Source organism: Pseudomonas sp. ACN5, from assembly GCF_002303975.1.
Lineage (GTDB): Bacteria > Pseudomonadota > Gammaproteobacteria > Pseudomonadales > Pseudomonadaceae > Aquipseudomonas > Aquipseudomonas laurylsulfatiphila.
Genome location: NZ_MRCP01000015.1, coordinates 66,161 through 86,222, shown reverse-complemented (window position 1 = coordinate 86,222; position 20,062 = coordinate 66,161). Strand labels below are relative to the sequence as shown.

The following is a 20,062-nucleotide window of genomic DNA, read 5'->3' as shown; positions in this document are numbered from 1 at the left end:
TGCTGTCGGTGCACTCCGGTCATTCGGGGGGCAGGGCGGAGCGTTCGATTTCCCCTTGCAGCAACGCCAGGGCCCGATCGAAGTCGAAGCGCTCAAGCTGCTGCGCTACCCGGCTCAGACGCCTGGCCAATGCATCACCGAGAGACAGCCGCCGTAACTCATCAAGCGCCTCAATGGCTGCGGTGTCACTCTCGGCCAATAATTGCCCGAGCCGGGTGAGCCGGTCACTGAGCTCCGCCTCGGGCTGCGGCGGCTGCGCCCCTGAAGCCGTTTGTTCCTCGGGCAAAAGCGCCAGCGCGCTCAACACGGGTTTCAAACACCGCCTGACTTCGGTCAAGTGAGCTTGCACGCCGTCGCTCGGCTCGCCAACCCGGCACGCTTGCTCCAGCCGTGCTGCAGCCTGTGCCAGCGCCCTGGCACCGATGTTCCCCGCGTTACCACGCAACGTGTGAGCCATGCGAACAGCCGCCGTCGGATCGGCATCGGTGATTGCCGTTTTGAACTGTTCGACAAAGTTATTCTGGGTCGCATGGAATGTGCGCAACAGTCGCAAGTAAAGGGTCGTCTTGCCCGAACAGGCAGCCAGACCGGCGACCTGATCGATACCTGCAAGCTCGGCGGGCAACTGTCCGGATGTCTTGGCAACGGTCACCTCCCGCGCCCGGCCCCCGCGCCCGGGCCGTGGCTTGATCCACCTGGCCAGCGTGGCGAACATGCCGTCTACGTCCAATGGCTTGGACAGGTGGTCATTCATGCCGCAGGCCAGGGCGCGTTCGCGGTCCCCGGCCATGGCGTCGGCGGTCATGGCGATGATCGGCAACGCCGCGAGGTTCGATTGCTGGCGAATCCTGCGGGTCGCGGTATAGCCGTCCATCACCGGCATCTGGCAGTCCATCAGCACACCGTCGAAATCGCTGTCCCGGGCCAACCTGTCGAGTGCCTGTTGGCCATCATCTGCCAGCTCGAGCTCGATGCCTGCCTCTTGCAACAAGTCGCACGCCAGCTCCCTGTTCAGTTCGTTGTCCTCCACCAGCAACAGGCGCGCCCCCTTCAGGCGTGCCATGTTGTCAGCGCTCTGCTCGTTGCGCTCATGGGCGCGGGTACCGGTTTGCGGCACTTTGCCGAACACTGTGCCTATGGCTTCCAGCAAGGTGGACGGAGTGACCGGCTTGGTCAGCACCACCGGCAGATGGACGTCCTGGTGCCTGGCCTGTTCAAGTAACTCCTCGCGATCAAGGGCGGTGACCATGATGACTGACGGTGTGCGGGCCAGGTTGGCGCAGCGCATCTGGCGGACCGTCTCCACCCCATCCATGCCCGGCATCCGCCAGTCCATCAGGACCAGGTCGAAAGGCAGTGAATCTTTCTCGGCCTGCGCCAGCATGCGCAAGGCCATGCGACCACTTTCGGCGACGTCCACTTCGACACCGAAGCTGTGCGCCATGCCCGAAAGAATTTCCCGGGCACTGGCGTTGTCATCGACCACCAGCACGCGGATGCCCAGCAGCTCATCGGCGGTGAACATGCGTCGCGCAGGAGCATCTGCCTGCATGTCCAGACTCACGCAAAAGTGAAACGTCGAACCACTTCCCAGCACACTTTCGACCCAGATGCGGCCTCCCATCATTTCCACCAGTCGCTTGGAAATCGCCAGTCCCAGGCCGGTCCCTCCGTACTTGCGAGTCGTGGAACTATCGGCCTGGATGAAAGACTGAAAAATTCTCTGGCATTGCTCTTCGCTCATGCCGATGCCCGTGTCGCGCACCCAGAAATGCAGCTCGACCTTGCCCTCGTCACTCCCGAGGCGCTCGATGCCCAGCACGATTTCACCCTGTTCGGTGAACTTCGTCGCGTTGTTGCCCAGGTTGGCCAGGACCTGCCCCAGCCGCAGCGGGTCGCCAATCAGTGCGGTCGGCAGATCGGCAACCGTGCTGTAGAGCAGCTCCAGGCCTTTATCCTCGGCCCTCAGGCCTACCACATTGGTGAAGTTCTCCAGCACGTCTTCCAGGCGGAACGGAATACGCTCCAGGTCCATCCTGCCGGCTTCGATCTTGGAGAAATCGAGGATGTCGTTGATGATCCCCAGCAGGTTCTCCGCCGAACGATGCACTTTCACAATGTAGTTGCGTTGCCGGTTATCGAGGTGGGTGCGCAGCGCCAGGTGGCTCATGCCGATAATGGCATTCATCGGCGTGCGGATTTCATGGCTCATGTTGGCGAGGAATTCGCTTTTGGCCCGTGTCGCCTCTTCGGCGATCTCCCGGGCGTGCTGTACTAGCGCCTCGGCGGCCTTGCGGTCGGTGATGTCGTAATACCAACTGGCGCTGATGTTGCGCTCACCGAGTGTCAGGGGGACGGCCGAGAGCAAGACCTCGAAACGCTTTCCACCATCGCGCTGCAGGCTGGCCTCGAAGTTTAAAACCGCGCCCTTGGCGGCCGCGTCCAGGAAGCGGCCGCGCGCTTGTGCATCGCACCAGAAGCGACTCTCGTCCATCTCGCCAAGTTGCTCGCGGCTGACGCCGAACAGGCCCTCCAGCTCCGGGTTGCAGTAGCTCAGGCGGCCATCATCGCCACGGATCAGCATGGCCACCGGACTGCTGTCCAATACTGCACGCAACTGCGTTTCGCTGGATTTGAGTGCCGCTTGCATCTGCCGTCGCTCGCTGACATCGCGAACCGAAGCGCAGATACAGGTGCCTCGCCCCTCCAGAAGCGGCAAGTGCGACAGGCCGATCTCCACGGAAAACTGGCTGCCATCCTTGCGAAGGCCTTTGAGGTCATCCAGTTTCGCGCCCATCTGCCGGGTGCTGCCATGGGCGATGAAGCCATTGCGCAACGTTACATGCCGGCCGCGCGCCGCGTCAGGCACCAGCCGCTCGATGGTCTCGCCCACCAACTCACCCGTGGCATAACCGAACAGCGTGTCCAGTTGCGGGTTGGTCATCAGGATTTCGCCCTCGGCATTGATGACGATCATGCCGTCCGGTGCCGCCTCGAGGATCGCGCGATACCAGGCCTTGGTGGCACGCAACGCAGTCTGTTGTGCCTCCAGTTCCTTCGATTGCAGCTCAAGCCGCAAGGCCTGCTGACCCATTTCGTCGGCCTGGCGCCGGGTCTCGATCAGCAAGGATTGCACCGCCAGATGACGCTCCATCACCGCCAAGGCCCCGGCCAGGCGTGGCATGGCCTCCTGCAACAGCGACTGTTCACGGGCCCCCAGCGGTTGATGACCCGCCAGTTCGAGCACGCCGAGCAGACGTTCACCACGCAATACCGGCTGCACCAGCAGATAGCTGGCCGGCACTTCACCCAACTGCGAATGCAACCGTCCGAGCGACTGCGTCAGCCCCTGCAATTCACGGGGCGCACGATCCAGGGCGCATTGCCCTAGAAGGCCGGCTCCCAGAGCCACCGTCGGCGCTGGCGGGTAATCAGGATCGGTCGCGTAACCGCCAATCAGTTGCAGGCTTTCATCTTGCTCTTGCACGCTATAGAGCACGCCTCGGCAGATGCCGAGCATGCTCGCCATATGGCGCAAAAAGACCTGGGCCAGCTCCCGTGGCGTTTCCGCTTGTGGCAAGTCAGCCTGGAGTTGCTCGGTTTGCGCCTTGACCCAGCGTTGGCGTTCCAATTGTTGCGACTCGGTCTGCAGCGTCGCGATGGCACGCGCCAGATCACCGGTTTCATTTTGCAGATCGGTATGGGGAATCGTCCCGTCCAGTCGGCCGGCGGTCAGCTCGTCAACGGCGGCGCGAACCCGGTAAAGGGGCAGGCGAATCGAACGGCTGATCAACCAGCCCATCAACCACGCCAGTGCCAGGCCACCGAGCAGTAATTGATAAGTGAGCCGGGTGCTGCGCCCGGCAAATTCTGCGATCTGTTTGGCCGTGTCATGAATGGACGCCTGTTTGATTTGCGCCATCTGCTTGAGCAAGTTGTCCCCTCGCTCATCCACCCCCTGGAACCCGACGCTATTGATCAGCCGCAAGGCTTGCGCTTGCTCCCCTTCATCGGCCAGTTCCAGAGCTGTCTCACCGTCGTGCAGCAAACGCTTCAACAAAACCTCGAAGGTGGCGAATCGCTCTTGATTCTCCTCGCGCCAGAGGGTCGGTTGTGTTTGCAGCAACGCTTCTTGAAGATGTTGTCGAGCCTCACGAAATTGCTCGACGCCCTTGCTACGATCATCTTCGCTGTTGCTGCCGACGGCATGCTGCAATCCCTGCATGAGATGCGACATCTGCACCCGTGCTTCCTGCAAGGGTTCGATGCCCGCCAACTCATGCTCGTACAGCCTCTGCATGTCCGCTTTCAACAAATCCTGGGTACGCAGGCTCTGCACGCCGAGCACCAGAACCAGCGCCCCTGATGTCGCAAAACCGAGGATCAGCTTGATACGAAGAGGCAGACGTTCCAGCAGAGCGAGCACTCGGGTCATGGCCATTCCCGTTGATGAAAAACCGGCGTGTTGAACGTTCAGGGTTTCTGGGTAGTGCGATGCAGGTCGACCAGCCTGGCCATGTCCTGATCGCTGTCCGCAAAGCGCTCGGCAATGACATGAAATTGCTCGGCATTGGCCAGGAACACATCACAGACGTCTGGATCGAAATGGCTCGCGCGCCCCTGCCGAATGATCTGCACGGCCTGGTCGTGCGGCATTCCTGCCTTGTACACACGACGACTGATCAGCGCGTCATAGACATCCGCCACCGCCATCAATCGGGCGCTCATGGGGATTTCTTCGCCAACCAGTCCCTGCGGGTAGCCGCTGCCATCCCACTTTTCCTGGTGGCTGTAGGCGATTTCCTTGGCCATGCGCAGAAAGTCCACCGAAAGGCCCAACTGATCCTCGGCACGCTGAATGGCATCGCGTCCCAGGGTGGTGTGGGTCTTCATGATTTCAAATTCTTCCGGGGTGAATCGCCCCGGTTTAAGCAGGATGTGATCAGGAATGCCGATCTTGCCGATATCGTGCAGCGGTGCCGACCTGAACAGCTGGCGGATGCTGTCATCGTTCAGAAATTGACTGAAACGCGGATGATCACGCAGCAGTTCGGCCAGCAGCCTGACGTAATGTTGGGTGCGACGGATATGGTTGCCCGTCTCGTTGTCGCGGGTTTCGGCCAGTGAAGCCATGGCCTGGATCGTGACGTCCTGAATGGCGATGACCTCACGGGTGCGGCGCTGGACTTCCTGTTCAAGGAAGTCGTTCTGATCGCGAAGGAAGTCAGCCGCGGCCTTGATCTTCAGTTGGGTCTGCACCCGGGCCAGAACCAGTGGCGGACTGATCGGCTTGGTGATGTAGTCGACCGCGCCCAGCTCCAGGCCCTGGATTTCGTTTTCCATTGACGCCAGTGCAGTGAGAAAAATGATCGGAATTTGGCGGGTGCGCGGATCTTGCTGCAGCAGCCGGGCGACGTCATGACCCGACAACCCCGGCATCATGATGTCGAGCAGGATCAGATCCGGCAGTGGATTGTTTTGCAGCACGCGCAACGCCGTTTCGCCGCTGTTGGCGGCCTTGACCCTATACCTGTCCTTGAGCAGGTCGGCCATCAGCATCAGATTGTCTGGCGTGTCATCGACCACCAGAACGGTGGCCGCAGGATAAACATCCTGTTCAATTCCCATGTCTTTTGGCTCCGCTGCCCTATGAAGGATTGCGCACAGTCTCTCCATTGCAGACAAGCGTAGCTCTATTCATGGCAATTGCTGATGGAGAACCAGGGCCGCTCAATAGCCGCCCCCGGAACACACGACACTACGAAACACCCGCTGAACGATTCAGCCAATCTGTTGCATCGACCGGTTGAACCCACAGCCAATAGCGACCGGTGAGTGTGAGCGTTCGCTTGAGCCATTCCCGGTACTAACGATGGTTGCGATAGCGTTCGGTCAAGGACTGCACGAGGGTGACGTAGGATTGCGTCTCGGCGTAGGGAGGCACCCCGTTGTACTCGACCACGGACGCTTCGCCGGCGTTGTAACCTGCCAACGCCAGCACCTGGTTGCCGTTGAAGCGCTTGAGCAGCCAGGCCAGGTAGCGCACGCCGCCACGAATGTTCTGTCGTGCGTCGAACGGATCGTCCACGGCGAAACGCGCGGCGGTGGCGGGCATCAACTGCATCAGCCCCTGGGCGCCGGCTTCGGAAATGGCGTAGGGGCGAAACGCCGATTCGGCATGTATCACGGCGCGGACCAGCGCCCGGTCGACACCATAAAGACCCGAAGCGGCTTCGATCTCCCGCCGATAGGATTGGGTGTCCAGGCGCAGTGAGGCGACCTTGAAATCCTTCGGCGCCCTGCACAGATAGCAGCCCTTGATGAAATAGAGATCAATGACATCGACCCGTGCGGAAATCCCGACGGGGCGCCGGCTCACATATTGACGAACACCCCTGTGGATGAAGGTGAACACCCGAACCCGCACCGCGCCTGAGTTGTCGTCCTGCACAAGCCGGGGCAGGGCCTTTGCCTTGGCGCCGACACCGGCGCCCGCCATGCCATTGAGACGAGTGCAGCGGGCGCTGGCGATGGCTTGGCTGGTGTAGCTGATGGCTCCGTCCCTGGCCTGGCACTTGTACATGGCGCTGGCGCACAGTGGAGCGACCAGCAAGGTCAGCCCGATGCAGCCAAGAAGGCTCTTGCGAGCCCATCGCCATGCACTGGATTTCATCACATCGCTCCGCGCCGCAGGCGCCAATCAGGCTCGGGGCGCCTGGCCCGGGCGCTGCCGTTGGAGGGCTTGTTCCGGGTGGCCCGCCTTTTGTTTTGATAGTTATACCCCTTGTTACCGGTCTTGGAACTTGCGTTGACGTACGGGCTGCTTGCGACCCAGGCTGACAATCACGATGCAATCCCACACCCGTTACGCAATAGCTGAAAGCGTATGATGGTGAGCCTTCATTACTGATAAGGCCTGCTCAGTAGTGCTTTCTTCCGTCATCCTCAGGCTGGGGTGAAACTGCTGAAGGGAACCATTGAAAAGGGAGAAGCACCAGGTCAAGCAGCCATGCAACCGGTTTCCTGCTGCTCAAGCATCAAACTGCGCCAAACGATCACTGGCGGTTCAATGAACACAACGTCCGGTTGCGGCTCTTGTTTTCGCGACTCTGGCGAGGTCACCTCGGATGATGACCGCTGAGGCAGTGAAAGTTGCTCAGCCCCTGCGGTTAGCTGACCGAGCGATCCGCGTTATTTACAGAATATGGAAGCTGGGACTGAATAAGTCCAAGCATCGGTGTCGATCAATGAACAATCTTCACTCTGCTCTAGCTTATTCACATTGCCCCGCTAAATCACGGGGCAATGCAGTTCATCGTTACTGTTTGATCAAATCACTGGGCTTCCAGCTTTGGTCGAAGAACGCTTGCTTGGGACCATACAAACGTACGATCACCAGGAAACCTTTGCCCGGTACGGTACGAATCCAATTCTTGCCCGTACCTGGTGATTCGGGGCCGAAGTAGAGGTCGGTCGAGCCATCGCTGTTCTGCGCCGGCTTGTCCATCTGGTTGAGCGACGGGAACGGCTGGCCGTTGTCCAGGCCCGATGCCGTCAGGTTGTCGTAGGCAGTCACCGACCAGAACAACGCCGCCGGCACATTGGCGGGCAGGTTGAGCTTGTAGGTGTGGGCGCCGTCGAGGAACTTGCCGTCGGCATCGCGGGTGGTGGCGGGATATTTGGCGCCGGCGCCGACCATGTTCATCACCATGCCCGGGCTGTCCGAGTAGGCAGAGGTGAAGAAAGCCACACGCTGCTCGAGGTTGGTGAACGTGCCGCTGGACTGGAACTCGGTGTTTTCCCCGGCGAAGGTGTTCACGTACTGGCGATCTGTGTAGTACAGGCCGCCCGGCTCTTTCATCAGCAGATGACTGGTGACCACCTTGCTCATCTTGAAGGCGGTGCGCGCTGCATCATCCAGTAGCTTGCGCCGCTCGGCATCCGGGGCGAAGGCCTTGCCCTTTTCGATGCCGATGGTGTGCAGGAAGCCGCGCATGTCCATGTCCGCCGGATCGACCGCTTCGGCTTCAATGAAGCGCGACAGCAAATCGAAGTACCGGCCGTCCTCGGGGAACAGCATGTTGATCGGTGCACCGGTGGCATCGGGGAACTGCATCGGCAGCGCCGAATCCTTCTTGCCCAGCGGATAGATCTTCGTGCGCTCGACTTCGGCCACCGGCACGCTCAGGTCTTTCGGGTCCTTGAAGAAGGTGCGCCAGAACAGGAACACGTTGTTGGTGCGCGAGCGGTAGACGAAACCTTCGGTGGGCTCCGGGCCGGTGTAGCCCGGCGGCAACAGTACATAGGTGCCGCCCTTGCCCTTGTCGGGGCCGGCCAGGCCGACGTCGCCGCGCCAGGTCTTGCCGTCAATGGTCGGACCGACAATCGGCCGCTGGAAGAAGTCGTCGAACATGCCCTGCACGCCGGGCGGTGCTTCGACCACCAGCGGACCGTACTTCGCCAGGTCCAGATAGCTCATGGCGTAGACCAGATCGGAGTTCGGCGTGGTCACCAAGGTCTTGGCGTTGATGCGCTTTTTCCAGGTCGGCAGGATGTTGTAGCCGGCGCCGAATTGTTTCTCCGACGCCTCCTTCATCGACCAGATGTTGATGGCTGGCAACGACCAGAGATACGACTGCACAGCACGCTGGAAAATCAGCTCGTCGATCAGGCTGCGTGCGGTGGCCTCGGTCGGGAAACCGTTTTCGAAGGGCTGGTTGGCCAGCTCTTCGTAACGCGTGGCGGCATCGGCGACGCCGCTCAGGGAGACCGCCACTGCCAGGGCGGTCAGGGTGTTACGCAAGCTGCTCATGGGATGTCCTTATGTGGCGCAGTTTGAAGATAAAACCCGGCGTGGTTTTCAGTTGAGCTTGACCACCGCTGGCGGCGTCCACTGGCCGTTCATCGCAGCGGCTTCAGGCCAATAGGCGCGTACGTAGAGGGAGAAGACGGCGCCCTTGGGCGCGGGCAGCCAGTTGCTTTCCTTGTCGGCACCCGGGGATTCGCTCTGCACGTACAGCGTCAGCGAGCCGTCGGCATTGGGCTTGAGCGATTTGTTCTTGGTGCCCAGGGAATAACGGCCCAGCGGGTTATCTGCGAAGAAATGCTGTTCGTTATACAAAGTCAGCGACCAGAAACCCTTGACCGGCGGCAAGGCATCTTTAGGGAAGGTCACGCTGTAGCGCTGGCCGCCATTGAGGCGCGCGCCGGACTGATCCAGGTCCTGGTAAAAGTACTTGGTCTCGATCTGCTTGTTGACGAAGATGTTCGAGCGGGCCACCGCCGTGCGCAGGAAGTAGTCGGTGCCGAACGCGGCGCCGTTGTCGATGGTGCTCCAGTGATTGGGCAATTGCTTGCCATAGTTGCGGAACTGCAACAGCGGCTTGACCACCTCTGCATCAGACTTTTGCGCCTCGTCGATCATGGCCTTTTTCAGCTCCGGATCACGCTGGGCGATCTGTGCCAGTACCGACAACTGCGCATAACGGGCTTCTTCGCCGGGCAATGGCTTGGCGTCCTTGAGGAGTGCCGGCAGTTCATCGAAGAATTTTTCCGGGAGCACCCAGCGGGTTTCTTCGGCACCTGCCGCTTCTGCCGGGAATTTCGGCGACTTGCTCCAGTCACGCTGCTTGAGCTTGCCGTCGTATTTGGACACCGGGTACATATCGATGCCGGACAGGTACGGCTGGATCGCCTTGCGATCCTCGGTTGTATCGTCCTGGAACACCCGTGGAATCACGAAACCGGTGTTGGTCTTTGCGCGGAAAACCTGAGTGATGCCCTCAGGCACCTTGCCGTTCCAGTCCGGGCCAACCAGCAGGTAGAAACCGGGTTTGGTGCCGTACATTTTGCCCAGTTCGGCAAAACTGTCGGAGCGCAGATCCACGACCTGATACACCCAGAACCGGTCACCGAAATCCGGTACCTGCAAGACCACCGGCTCCAGATCCAGCGCGATGCTGCCGGCGCCGTAGACCACGTCCTGGTTCGGGCAGGCCACCAGGCGTTCACCCGGCGAGATGTAATCGGTGAGCATCGACAGATGATTGATCGGCGCCACGGGCACGATGCCGCCCATCAGGCCGGCTTGCGGCAGATCCTTGAATTTTAGCCGCCGGTTATAGATGTTGGCCATCGGCCAACCCCAGAAATACGCTTCGCGCGCCATCATGCGCACATAGGTTTCGGTCACCTTCACATCGGCCTCAGGCCCGGACACCTGAGCCACCGGCTCACTCTGCGCCTGCACGGCAGTCGCGCCGAGCAACATCGCCGTTGCGAGCAGACAAAGGGTGAAAAGAGGGGGCTTGTTCATGAAGGCGCTTCCTTGCTTGGGCGTTTTATAGAGACGTGTTCTTCGCTGTAATCACATTTAGAGAAATCTATCAGACGAATAGGGTGCGACCAAGAAGAGGCGTGAGCCAGGTCATGTTGTTCGCCGTTGCTGTCCGCAAGAAGATTATTGCCAAACTGGCGTGCTTCGAGCCTTCAAGCCGACCGGTTGAGCATTAGCAAACGTGCTGCCAGAGCAGTCATTACCGCAGCAAAGGTATAAGCGCCAAGGCGTTTAGAGATTATGCCCTCCCGGAGACGACCATGCAGTTGTCCACTGAAGAGTCCGAGCAGGGAGTGGAAGATCAGTGCGATCAGCGCAAGCAATAATCCTAAGAATATCAATTGCGAGGTAACGCTGCTGCCACCCACGGTGACGAACTGCGGCAGGAATACCATGAAGAACAACAGCGCTTTGGGGTTTAACAGACTGTTGAGCGTGGCTCTGGTAAAGATCTTGCGCATCGAAGCCTGTGTTGCTTGAGCATCCGTATCGACAGGAGGAGCCTTCAATGCTTGCCAGGCCAACCACATTAGATAACAAGCGCCTGCCCACCGCAGCAGGTCAAATGCAGGAGCCCAACTCATTACCAGTGCGCCAAGACCCGTGCTAACAATGATGGTCATCAACACATCGGCCAGGGTTATTCCCAGAGCTGCGGCGATACCCGCGCGCCAGCCGTGGGCAACTGCATGGCTGGTGACGATAGCCATGTTAGGGCCAGGCACTATCAGCAACAGCAAGGCTGCAACAACGAAAAGGTAGAGATTAGTGGCGTCCGGCATAAAAAGTACGTCCTTCGGGAAGAAGTTATGCTAACCGGTGGTGGTTAGGCAGACGCAGGTACAGTGGGGGTAGATTTGGCCATAACAGTCAGACATGAAGAGAAGAGAATCTGAAAACATGTCGACTGGTTGAAAACAAAGTCAAAAGCAGCCCTTCATGCTAGCGAGTAGGGCCGCATCTCACTACGATCAGGTAATCACACAGAAGGAGCTGCTTGAATGGATTGCCTAATTCGAAACGCGATGAACGCGGATGCCTCAGCCATCAGTCGGATCATCATTGGCACCCTCCGCGAGTCCAATGCTCAGGACTATTCATCCGAAATCATCGATCAAGTGGAACTGAGCTTTTCTCCACAGGCGATTCTTGATTTGTTGACCCGGCGTCAGGTGCTTGTAGCGACATCTGACAGGCATATCGTCGCAACAGCCAGTCTTGATCGGGACGTAGTCCGCAGCGTGTTTGTCGACCCGATTTATCAAGGGAGAGGCATTGGAAGAGAGCTGATGGCAAGGATTCAATCGATCGCCATAAAAGATGGTATCACCCTGCTGCGTGTCCCCTCTTCAATCACCGCAGAAGGTTTTTACGCTTCGCTTGGCTTTAAAAAAATTCGAGACGAATTTCACGAATCCGAGCGCACTATCATCATGGCGAAACCATTGGTGCACTAACTTGCTGCGTGTATTGAAAATGCAGTTTTGGGTCGACGACTGCTCTCGCTAGACACAAATCATGGACGACGGATGAAACAGGTACAGTTTCAACAAATCAAGGATCTTCCTCCACAGCTTCTGACACTGGAAAAAGCAGCGGCCGCTGAGGGATTCAGGTTTCTCACACGCTTGATTGCGGACTGGAATACCGGGGCGAATCGCTTCGATGCACCAGGCGAATTACTGATAGCAGCCTATCTGGACGACTGTCTGATTGGTATCGGAGGACTTTCAGTTGATCCGTATGCTCAGAATGGTACGGGCAGATTGCGTAGAGTGTATGTCGCAGCGTCGTTAAGGGGACGAAACATCGGGCGAACCTTAGTAGAAACACTTCTTAAACACGCCGCGAAACATTTCCGCATCGTGCGCCTTTGCACTGATACATCTGAAGGCGACTCCTTTTATCTGCGCTGTGGTTTCCAGCGAACAGATCACACCCACGCCACTCACACTATGCTTCTTGGAGAGACGGGATTCGGACAGCAAACAGTCGATCACAACCGATAACGAGCGTCCGCTTTGGTCGTTTTCTGCCTGTCGTCCCCGGCTGAGACGACCCTAAACGGACGGTCGCCCTGGTCTGTGTTCAGATTGATCAAACCGGCCGCTCACCCAACCGCTCTACCAACCTCACGAGATAACCATCGGGATCCTGGACGATGAATTCGCGCTGGCCTACTTCTACATTGCTAGCCCGATACCAGGTGTCTTTGCATTCTCGATAGAGTTGAAATCCAGCTTGGCCAAGTTTTTGGATGATTGGTACTACGGCCATAACGTCAATCTGCAGGTTTATTCCTCTTCCAAACGGCTTGGTCAGGGGCGCAGTCAGCCATTGGCCTGCGTCCGGATCAACCTGCTCAAGCATTACTTGAGCACCGTTCAAGTCGAGGTAAGCGAATCCATCCTCTGGGCGTTGATAAGCTACTTCGAACCCTAGGCAAGACACCCAAAAAGCCAGACTGCTATCCAGGTCAGTGACCATTAACTCTGGAACCAGTTTGTTACGTTCAAACATGAGATGACTTCCATTTCAATAGGCTCATTCGCCAGGGGCGGGCAGTGTAAATACCTGATTCGCGGTAACAGTGTTCTGCTCTTCTGGCCCTGGTGCCACAGGAGATGATGGCGAGCATCATGATGCACGGTCGGGTGAGTATTATCGAGTCGCGTTGAATGGCGGCTCCTGGCCGATTCTGTTGAAAAAGTCGGTCTACCCAAACTGCCTGATCATTTACTCGTGAAAACGCCTTTTTCGCACGCTGCTACGTGAAATCCGAGTCCGGAAGCCTCTGCCAAAAGTAAAGATTTCAATCTCGGACGCGTACTTTTCGGATGCGCAAACCATGGTCGACTTTTTCAACACAATCGGCCGTTTTCTGCCTGTCACGAAGGGCAGCTGTCGATTCATGGCTGCCCTTCGCATAAGGTAAAAAACGGCCAGAAGCGGCCGCTCAAATATGTCTACAAATCTTGGGGCGATTCAGTTGAAGTTTAATGCAAACGTCTTGGGTTGTGCGGCTATAGGCAGCGTGCCGTCTCCTCCATAGGCTTCCCTGTCGCCATGATCTCCGGCCTGTCATAGACAGGGTAGGCCTTGCGAGTGAATTGAATTGTGAATACTGATGGGGAAAGTGATGGGGCCATTAGCCGGGCTGAAAATCGTAGAGTTTGAAGGGATAGGGCCGGGGCCGCTGGCGGGGATGCTCCTGGCCGACATGGGCGCCGAAGTTACAGTGATTGCCCGTAAGGGGGGCGTCGCCCTCACAAAGCAATTGGGTGGGGACGTCGATTTCGAAATCCTCCAGCGCGGGAAGCATCGGGTAGTCGTCGACCTCAAGCAGCCGGAAGGAGTCGCCCTGGCTCTGGATTTGTTGGGCGAGGCTGATGCCTTGATCGAGGGCAACCGTCCCGGTGTCATGGAGCGTCTGGGGCTCGGGCCTGAACAATGCCTGGCGAAGAATTCGCGTCTTATCTACGGTCGCTTGACTGGTTGGGGGCAGGACGGCCCCTTGGCCCAGGCCGCGGGTCATGATCTGAATTACATAGCACTGACCGGGTTGCTCGGTCTAACCGGTGGGCGCAGTGATCCGCAACGTCCCCCGGCGACCTTGGCTGGGGATGCCATTGGTGCTCTTGGCATGGCTTTCGGTATCGTTTCAGCAGCTTTTGAGGCGCGCAGTTCAGGCAAGGGGCAGGTCGTCGATGCAGCGATCGTCGATATGGTTGCGGTGCTCGGTTCAATTGCGCATTTCATTCATGCCGCTGGGCAGATCGGTGGTCCGCAACCCAGCGCGTTCTACGATTCGCCATTCTATGACCTGTTTCAGTGCGCTGACGGCGAGTGGGTCTCCTTGGCGCCGTTGGAGCCTCACTTCTATGCGCAGCTGATGGAGCGGTTGCAACTATCGGATGTCGTGGTCAAGGCTCAGTATGACGTTGCTCAGTGGCCAGCGCTCAAGGAGCGCCTGACCTCGATGTTCCGCAGCCAGCCGCGTGCGCACTGGTGCGCGTTGTTGGAAGGCAGTGATGTGTGCTTCGCTCCCGTGCTTTCACCCATGGAAGCGGCCGTTCATTCGCACAATGTTGCACGTAATGTTTTTCAGACTCAGCCGATTGTCCAGGCCAACCCGGCGCCACGCTTCTCTCGTACCCCTGGTGCGATTCTTCAAATCGATCGTCAGGAACAAGCACCGCTTTTAGCGACGGTGGCAGTAGAGCGGCTGGAGCAACTGCGTCGGTCGGGAGTGTTGGCCTGAAGGCTGCCTTTCGGAGCAGGAGGAGGGAGGCAAGAACAATGGATGCCCGCTTCGATGAGCGGGCTTTTCATTCAAGAAAGTAAAAGGCGCAGCCGAGACCTACAGCTGACGAGCGATCAGGTCCTTCATGACTTCATTGGCACCGCCATAGATCTTTTGTACGCGCGAATCGACAAACATCCTGGCGATAGGGTATTCGTCCATATACCCGTAACCACCGAACAGTTGCAGCAGTTCGTCGGTGACCTTGCACTGCATATCGCTGCACCACAACTTGGCCATGTAGGCGGCCTGAGGATCCAGCTTGCCGTCGAGCAAGCGCTGGGTACAGTCGTTGACGAATGTGCGGGCGATGTGGGTGATGGTGGCACACTCGGCCAGCTTGAACTTGGTGTTCTGCAGGTCGAACAGTTTCTGGCCGAACATCCGGCGTTCCTTGGCGTAGTCCGTGGCCAGTTCCAGCGCACGCTCCATCACCGCCACGGCGGGCACAGCCAGCAACATGCGTTCATAGCAAAGTTGGCTCATCAGCTGGATGAACCCGTTGCCTTCGACCGGGCCGAGCAGATTGGCGACCGGTACGCGCACGCTGTCGAAAAACATTTCGCATGTGTCCGAACCATGCAGGCCGATCTTTTTCAGCTTGTTGACGCTGTAGCCCTTGAGGTTCTCGGTCTCGATCACCACCAGCGAAATACCCTTGGCGCCATCGTCGGAAGTGCGCACGGCGATCACCACCAGGTTGCCGCTGTAGCCGTTGGTGATGAAGGTTTTGGAACCATCGATCACGTACTCGTCGCCATCACGGCGGGCGCGTGTGCGCAGGGTCTTGAGGTCGGAGCCGCAATCGGGTTCGGTCATGGCGATGGCGGCGAAGAGCTCGCCGCTGGCCAGGCGGGGAATCCATTTTTGCTTCTGCTCTTCGGTACCGTAGTCGAGGATGTAGTGGGTGGCGATGGAGTGAACCGCAGTACTGGGCGGCATTCCTGCGCGAGCCAGTTCATCCAGGGCGACCAGTTGATAGGACAGCGGCGCGCCGGCACCGCCGTATTCCTCACTGATCTCCGGCAGCAGAAAGCCCATCTCGCCAAAGCCCTGCCAGATCTCGCGCGGCACGTAGCCCTGTTCGCGCCAGGCATCGTTGTGCGGTGTCATCTCATTGGCGATGTAGCGACGTACCTGGTCGCGATAGGCCTCGATGTCGCTATCCATCCAGGAATGTTGGTGCAGTTGGGGCAGCATAAGCTCGATCTCCGCAATTTTGGGCTTCGCCACCGATGGCAGCGAGCGAAATGCGAGCCTAGAACGAGGGGCCGTGAGCGCACATAGCCGCTGGCCCCAAAGCTGTTGCACTTGGCCTCAATCTGTCAGTTGCCCTTGCGAACCTGGCCCGGGGTCTGGCCGGTCCAGCGCTTGAAGGCGCGCTGGAAGCTGGCGCTGTCGGCGAAGCCAAGTTCCTCGGCCAGCACCGGTGTCGGCAGTTTGCTGGTTTTCAGTCGGTAGATCGCCCAGTCGCGGCGCAGGCTATCGCGGATGTTCTGGAAAGAGGCGCCTTCCTGAGCCAGGTGGCGTTGCAATGAACTGGCCGAGCAGTGCAGGGCGGCACTGGTCTGTTCAAGGTCTGGCCAGCCGCTATGGCGCGCGCGTTCTTCACGCAGATAGACCCGCACCCGGTCGCTGACGCGTGCGGGTATGGCGGGCACCAGAAGGTCGAGCAGGGCCTTGGCCAGGTATTCATGCAGATGGGAACTGTCACGGCGCACGGGGGCCTGCAGTGCCTGGGAGTCGAACCAGATAGTCGAGAAGGCTGTGCCGAAGCGCAGTTCCGTAGGGAAGAGCTTGCGGTAGTCGCCAACCGATTCAGGTTGTGTGAATGCCACGTCGATACCGGCGGGGCGCAGGCTCCCGCCTTCCAGCCAGGCCATGACGCGCCAGATCAGTCGCAGAAACAGCACATGGGCGAAATCGCGGGACTCGACCTGAGTGGTGAGGAAGTGCAGTTCGACCCGTACGTGCCGACCGTCGTCCAGCAGCACCGGGTCAAGGTCGTCTTGCAGGAGCCGCAGGGTGTGGGTGAATTCCCGCAGGGCGCCGAACAGAGTGTCGCCGGTCAGGGCTGAACGCATCATCAGCATGAAGCTGCCGCGGCGCAATTTTCGCGAAAACAGCGCGATGCCTTCGTCATCGAGACCCTTGATGGTCTTGCGCAGCAGTGCAACGTACTGGTCGACGGTGACGTGGTGGTCCAGGTCCTGAGGCTGCTGTGGATCGATCCCTGCGTCGCGTAGAAAACCCTCGATCTCGTAGCCGCGATCACGGGCTGCAGCGAGCAGGGAGGAGACGAAAACGGAGGCGAAGGTAACGGGGGTTGGATTCGACATTGGTGGATTCTGCAAGTCATTTGCGGCGCCATGACATTGGCGGTTTTGCGCACGGCCATCACATTAAGCCCACAAAGTCACACCGTGCCGCAACTTAAATTCAGGAAAGCCGCTATGAGTCGCAATGTCTATGTGATTGGGGTCGGCATGATCCCTTTCGTCAAGCCGGGCGCCAACGCGCCCTATCCGCAAATGGCCGCTGCCGCCTTGCGTGCCGCGATGGTCGATGCCGGCGTGGGTTACGCGCAGGTAGAGCAGGCGTACGTCGGTTACGTCTATGGTGACTCCACTGCAGGCCAGCGCGCGCTATACGAAGTCGGCATGACCGGTATCCCGGTGGTCAACGTCAACAACAACTGCTCCACCGGTTCCAGCGCGCTGTTCCTGGCCAACCAGGCAGTCAGCGGCGGTTCGGCGGAATGTGCCCTCGCGCTGGGTTTTGAGCAAATGAGTCCGGGTGCGCTGGGCACGCTCTTTGGCGACCGCCCCAGCCCCTTCGAGCGCTTCGACCTGGCCACCGATGAGTTGGTCGGGCACGCCGGCATCCCGCTCGCGCTGCGCTACTTCGGTGGCGCTGGCCTGGCGCACATGCAGGAGTTCGGCACCCGCCTGGAAACCTTTGCCAAGATCCGCGCCAAAGCCAGCCGCCATGCCGCCAACAACCCGATGGCGTTGTTCCGTAACGTCGTCAGCGCCGAAGACGTGATGAACTCGCCCGCCGTCTGGCCCGGCGTGCTGACGCGCCTGATGGCTTGCCCGCCGACCTGCGGCGCCGGGGCGGCGATCCTCTGTTCGGAGGACTTCCTCAAGCGCCACGGCCTGAAGGGCGCAGTGCGCATTCGTGCGCAATCCATGACCACCGACACGTCCAGGACGTTCGACGCGAGAGACATGCGCGAAGTGGTCGGTTTCAGCATGACCCGCACGGCCGCGCAGAATGTCTACGAGGCGGCCGGTGTCGGTCCGCAAGATATCCAGGTCGTCGAGTTGCACGACTGTTTCGCACAGAACGAGCTGCTCTCCTACGAGTCGCTGGGCCTGTGCCCGATCGGCGGGGCGGAGCGCTTTGTCGAGGACGGCGATAACACTTATGGCGGCAAGTTCGTCACCAATCCTTCCGGCGGGTTGCTCTCCAAGGGCCATCCACTGGGCGCCACCGGCCTGGCCCAGTGCACCGAGCTGGTCCAGCAGTTGCGTGGCGAGGCGGGTCCACGTCAGGTAGACGGCGCGCGTCTGGCTCTGCAACACAATCTCGGGTTGGGCGGCGCCTGCGTCGTCACCCTCTACGAAAAAGTCTGAGGGGCGACGGATGATCGACAAGAAGTGGATCGGCCACGAACTGGCCGCCACCACCATGACGCTTGAGCGCGGGCGTCTTTGCGCATTCGCCCGGACCATTGGCGAGACCGATCCGTTGTACACCGATCTCGCTGCCGCCCAAGGAGCCGGTTTCTGCGACGTGCTGGTCCCGCCGACATTCCTGTTCGGTGCCGAGCTGGATGCTGGCACCGTGGACAGCATGCTGGCGGATCTGGAAATCCCGATCGCGAAGATTCTTCACGGTGAACAGAGCTTCACCTATCACAAGCCGGTGTGCGCCGGGGAAACGGTCACCGTGAAGTCGCGGATCGCTGACATTTTCGACAAGAAAAACGGCGCGCTGGAGTTTCTGGTCAAGACCTCGCAAGTCCACAACGACAAAAACGAGCTGGTCGCCGAGTTGCGCACCGTGCTCGTGGTCCGCAACTGAGGAGTCCCGACCATGAGTCATTCACTGCAACACGTGAAGGTCGGTGACCGGCTGCCACCCCTGACGCTGGCGGCGGTCGACCGCACCACGCTGGCGCGGTTCGGTTGCGCCTCGGGCGACCTCAACCCGATTCATATCGACGTGGATTTCGCCCGCAAGGCCGGCATGCCGGACGTGTTTGCCCACGGCATGTTGAGTATGGCCTGGCTGGGTCGCCTGCTGACCCAATGGGTACCGCAAAGCCGGCTGCGCAGCTTTGGCGTGCGCTTCCAGGGCATCACTCACCTGGGGCACGTCATCACCTGCAAGGGCCAGGTAACCGAGATCGTCGAAGTCAATGGCGAACGCTGCGCCAGGGTCGAGGTGGCCACGGTCAACCAATACGGCCAGGTCAAGATCGTCGGCGACGCGTTGATCGCCATCGCCATTGGCTAACCCCCTTTTTTCAACCTTTTGCGGAAGAGACAGATGAGCAAGAAACTCGAAGGTAAAGTTGCCCTGATTACCGGTTCCGGTCGTGGAATCGGCCGTGCCATCGCCCTGAAGCTGGCAGCCGATGGTGCCCGCGTGGTGGTCAATGACCTTGACGCCGAGCCGGCTCAGGAAGTGGTCGAGGCCATCAAGGCCATGGGCGGTGAAGCCGTCGCCTGTATCGGCAGCGTTTCAGCGCCTGACTTCGCCGAGCGCTTCGTCGGCACCGCGGTCGAGCATTACAAGGGGCTGGACATCATCGTCAACAACGCGGGCTACACCTGGGACAGCGTGATCCAGAAGATGACTGACGAGCAGTGGTACGCCATGCTCGATGTGCACCTTACCGCGCCTTTTCGCATCCTGCGCGCGGCGCAGCCGGTCATCCGCAGCCTGGTCAAGGCTGAACAGGACGCCGGCCTGCGTAACATTCGCAAAGTGGTGAACATTTCCTCCGTTGCCGGGCTGTTCGGTAATGCCGGTCAGGCCAACTACTCCACCGCCAAGGCCGGTATCACCGGCATGACCATGACGCTGGCCAAGGAGTGGGGGCGCCTGAACACCACCGTCAACTGCGTGGCCTACGGCTTTATCAAGACTCGTCTGACCGAAGCCACCGCCGACGGTAACGCCACCGCCGAGATCGAAGGTCGCGAGATCAAGGTCGGTATCAACCCTGACCTGATGACCATGCTCGAGCGCAGCATTCCGTTGGGGCGTGCCGGCACCCCGCAAGAAGCTGCCGGTTCGGTGTACATGTTCTGCATTCCCGAATCCGACTATGTCAGTGGCCAGACGTTGATCTGTAGCGGCGGTCTGACCGGAATCTAAGCGCCACCGCTGTCCGGACAATCCGAAGCATT

The 20,062-nt window shown here is 59.4% G+C and carries 16 protein-coding genes; 7 read left to right on the top strand and 9 right to left on the bottom strand.

The genetic code is table 11. The features are described from left to right. Positions 1–19: 19 nt before the first annotated feature. The 6 genes from BSF40_RS24585 to BSF40_RS24555 form a co-directional block, all read right to left on the bottom strand. Positions 20–4,435: a response regulator gene (locus BSF40_RS24585; RefSeq protein ID WP_095967166.1), complete on the bottom strand. Its 4,416-nt coding sequence runs from the start codon at positions 4,433–4,435 to the stop codon at positions 20–22. 38 nt (positions 4,436–4,473) lie between these two features. Next, complete coding sequence (locus BSF40_RS24580; protein WP_095967165.1) at positions 4,474–5,628, bottom strand: two-component system response regulator; 1,155 nt, start codon at positions 5,626–5,628, stop codon at positions 4,474–4,476. A gap of 238 nt (positions 5,629–5,866) precedes the next feature. Beyond that, positions 5,867–6,673: a lytic transglycosylase domain-containing protein gene (locus BSF40_RS24575; protein WP_095967164.1), complete on the bottom strand. Its 807-nt coding sequence runs from the start codon at positions 6,671–6,673 to the stop codon at positions 5,867–5,869. Positions 6,674–7,318: 645 nt separating this feature from the next. Beyond that, positions 7,319–8,812 carry a DUF1254 domain-containing protein gene (locus tag BSF40_RS24565; protein WP_095967163.1) on the bottom strand — a complete coding sequence of 498 codons (1,494 nt, stop codon included), beginning with the start codon at positions 8,810–8,812 and terminating at the stop codon, positions 7,319–7,321. A gap of 48 nt (positions 8,813–8,860) precedes the next feature. After that, positions 8,861–10,315 (bottom strand): DUF1254 domain-containing protein, encoded by a 1,455-nt coding sequence (locus tag BSF40_RS24560; protein WP_095967162.1) that lies wholly within the window; start codon positions 10,313–10,315, stop codon positions 8,861–8,863. Positions 10,316–10,488: 173 nt separating this feature from the next. Beyond that, complete coding sequence (locus tag BSF40_RS24555) at positions 10,489–11,118, bottom strand: LysE family translocator (RefSeq protein WP_095967161.1); 630 nt, start codon at positions 11,116–11,118, stop codon at positions 10,489–10,491. 219 nt (positions 11,119–11,337) lie between these two features. Between BSF40_RS24555 and BSF40_RS24550 the strand changes: the two genes are divergently transcribed. Together BSF40_RS24550 and BSF40_RS24545 are read left to right on the top strand one after the other, a co-directional pair. Continuing rightward, positions 11,338–11,793, top strand: coding sequence for a GNAT family N-acetyltransferase (locus BSF40_RS24550; protein ID WP_095967160.1), 456 nt, complete (start codon positions 11,338–11,340; stop codon positions 11,791–11,793). A gap of 72 nt (positions 11,794–11,865) precedes the next feature. Next, entirely contained in the window at positions 11,866–12,345 is a 480-nt protein-coding gene (locus BSF40_RS24545) for a GNAT family N-acetyltransferase (RefSeq protein WP_095967159.1), read from the top strand. Positions 12,346–12,433: 88 nt separating this feature from the next. Here the strand turns inward: BSF40_RS24545 and BSF40_RS24540 are convergent, their stop codons facing one another. Continuing rightward, positions 12,434–12,856: a VOC family protein gene (locus BSF40_RS24540; protein ID WP_095967158.1), complete on the bottom strand. Its 423-nt coding sequence runs from the start codon at positions 12,854–12,856 to the stop codon at positions 12,434–12,436. A gap of 607 nt (positions 12,857–13,463) precedes the next feature. Here BSF40_RS24540 and BSF40_RS24530 point away from each other — a divergent pair. Next, entirely contained in the window at positions 13,464–14,597 is a 1,134-nt protein-coding gene (locus tag BSF40_RS24530; RefSeq protein ID WP_256589583.1) for a CaiB/BaiF CoA-transferase family protein, read from the top strand. A 99-nt stretch (positions 14,598–14,696) separates the two neighbouring features. Here the strand turns inward: BSF40_RS24530 and BSF40_RS24525 are convergent, their stop codons facing one another. Both BSF40_RS24525 and BSF40_RS24520 read right to left on the bottom strand, forming a co-directional pair. Next, positions 14,697–15,839, bottom strand: coding sequence for an acyl-CoA dehydrogenase family protein (locus tag BSF40_RS24525; RefSeq protein ID WP_095967156.1), 1,143 nt, complete (start codon positions 15,837–15,839; stop codon positions 14,697–14,699). 125 nt (positions 15,840–15,964) lie between these two features. Then, positions 15,965–16,978, bottom strand: a complete 1,014-nt coding sequence (locus BSF40_RS24520) for an AraC family transcriptional regulator (protein ID WP_007973383.1) — start codon at positions 16,976–16,978, stop codon at positions 15,965–15,967. A gap of 114 nt (positions 16,979–17,092) precedes the next feature. Between BSF40_RS24520 and BSF40_RS24515 the strand changes: the two genes are divergently transcribed. The 4 genes from BSF40_RS24515 to BSF40_RS24500 are packed head-to-tail and all read left to right on the top strand — an operon-like array spanning position 17,093 to position 20,030. Beyond that, complete coding sequence (locus tag BSF40_RS24515; RefSeq protein ID WP_095967155.1) at positions 17,093–18,277, top strand: lipid-transfer protein; 1,185 nt, start codon at positions 17,093–17,095, stop codon at positions 18,275–18,277. Between the two features lie 10 nt (positions 18,278–18,287). Beyond that, complete coding sequence (locus BSF40_RS24510; RefSeq protein ID WP_095967154.1) at positions 18,288–18,728, top strand: MaoC family dehydratase N-terminal domain-containing protein; 441 nt, start codon at positions 18,288–18,290, stop codon at positions 18,726–18,728. 12 nt (positions 18,729–18,740) lie between these two features. After that, on the top strand, positions 18,741–19,163 hold the full coding sequence (locus BSF40_RS24505; protein ID WP_095967153.1) for a MaoC family dehydratase: 423 nt from the start codon (positions 18,741–18,743) through the stop codon (positions 19,161–19,163). A 33-nt stretch (positions 19,164–19,196) separates the two neighbouring features. Beyond that, positions 19,197–20,030 carry an SDR family NAD(P)-dependent oxidoreductase gene (locus BSF40_RS24500; protein WP_008059174.1) on the top strand — a complete coding sequence of 278 codons (834 nt, stop codon included), beginning with the start codon at positions 19,197–19,199 and terminating at the stop codon, positions 20,028–20,030. Positions 20,031–20,062: the final 32 nt, after the last annotated feature.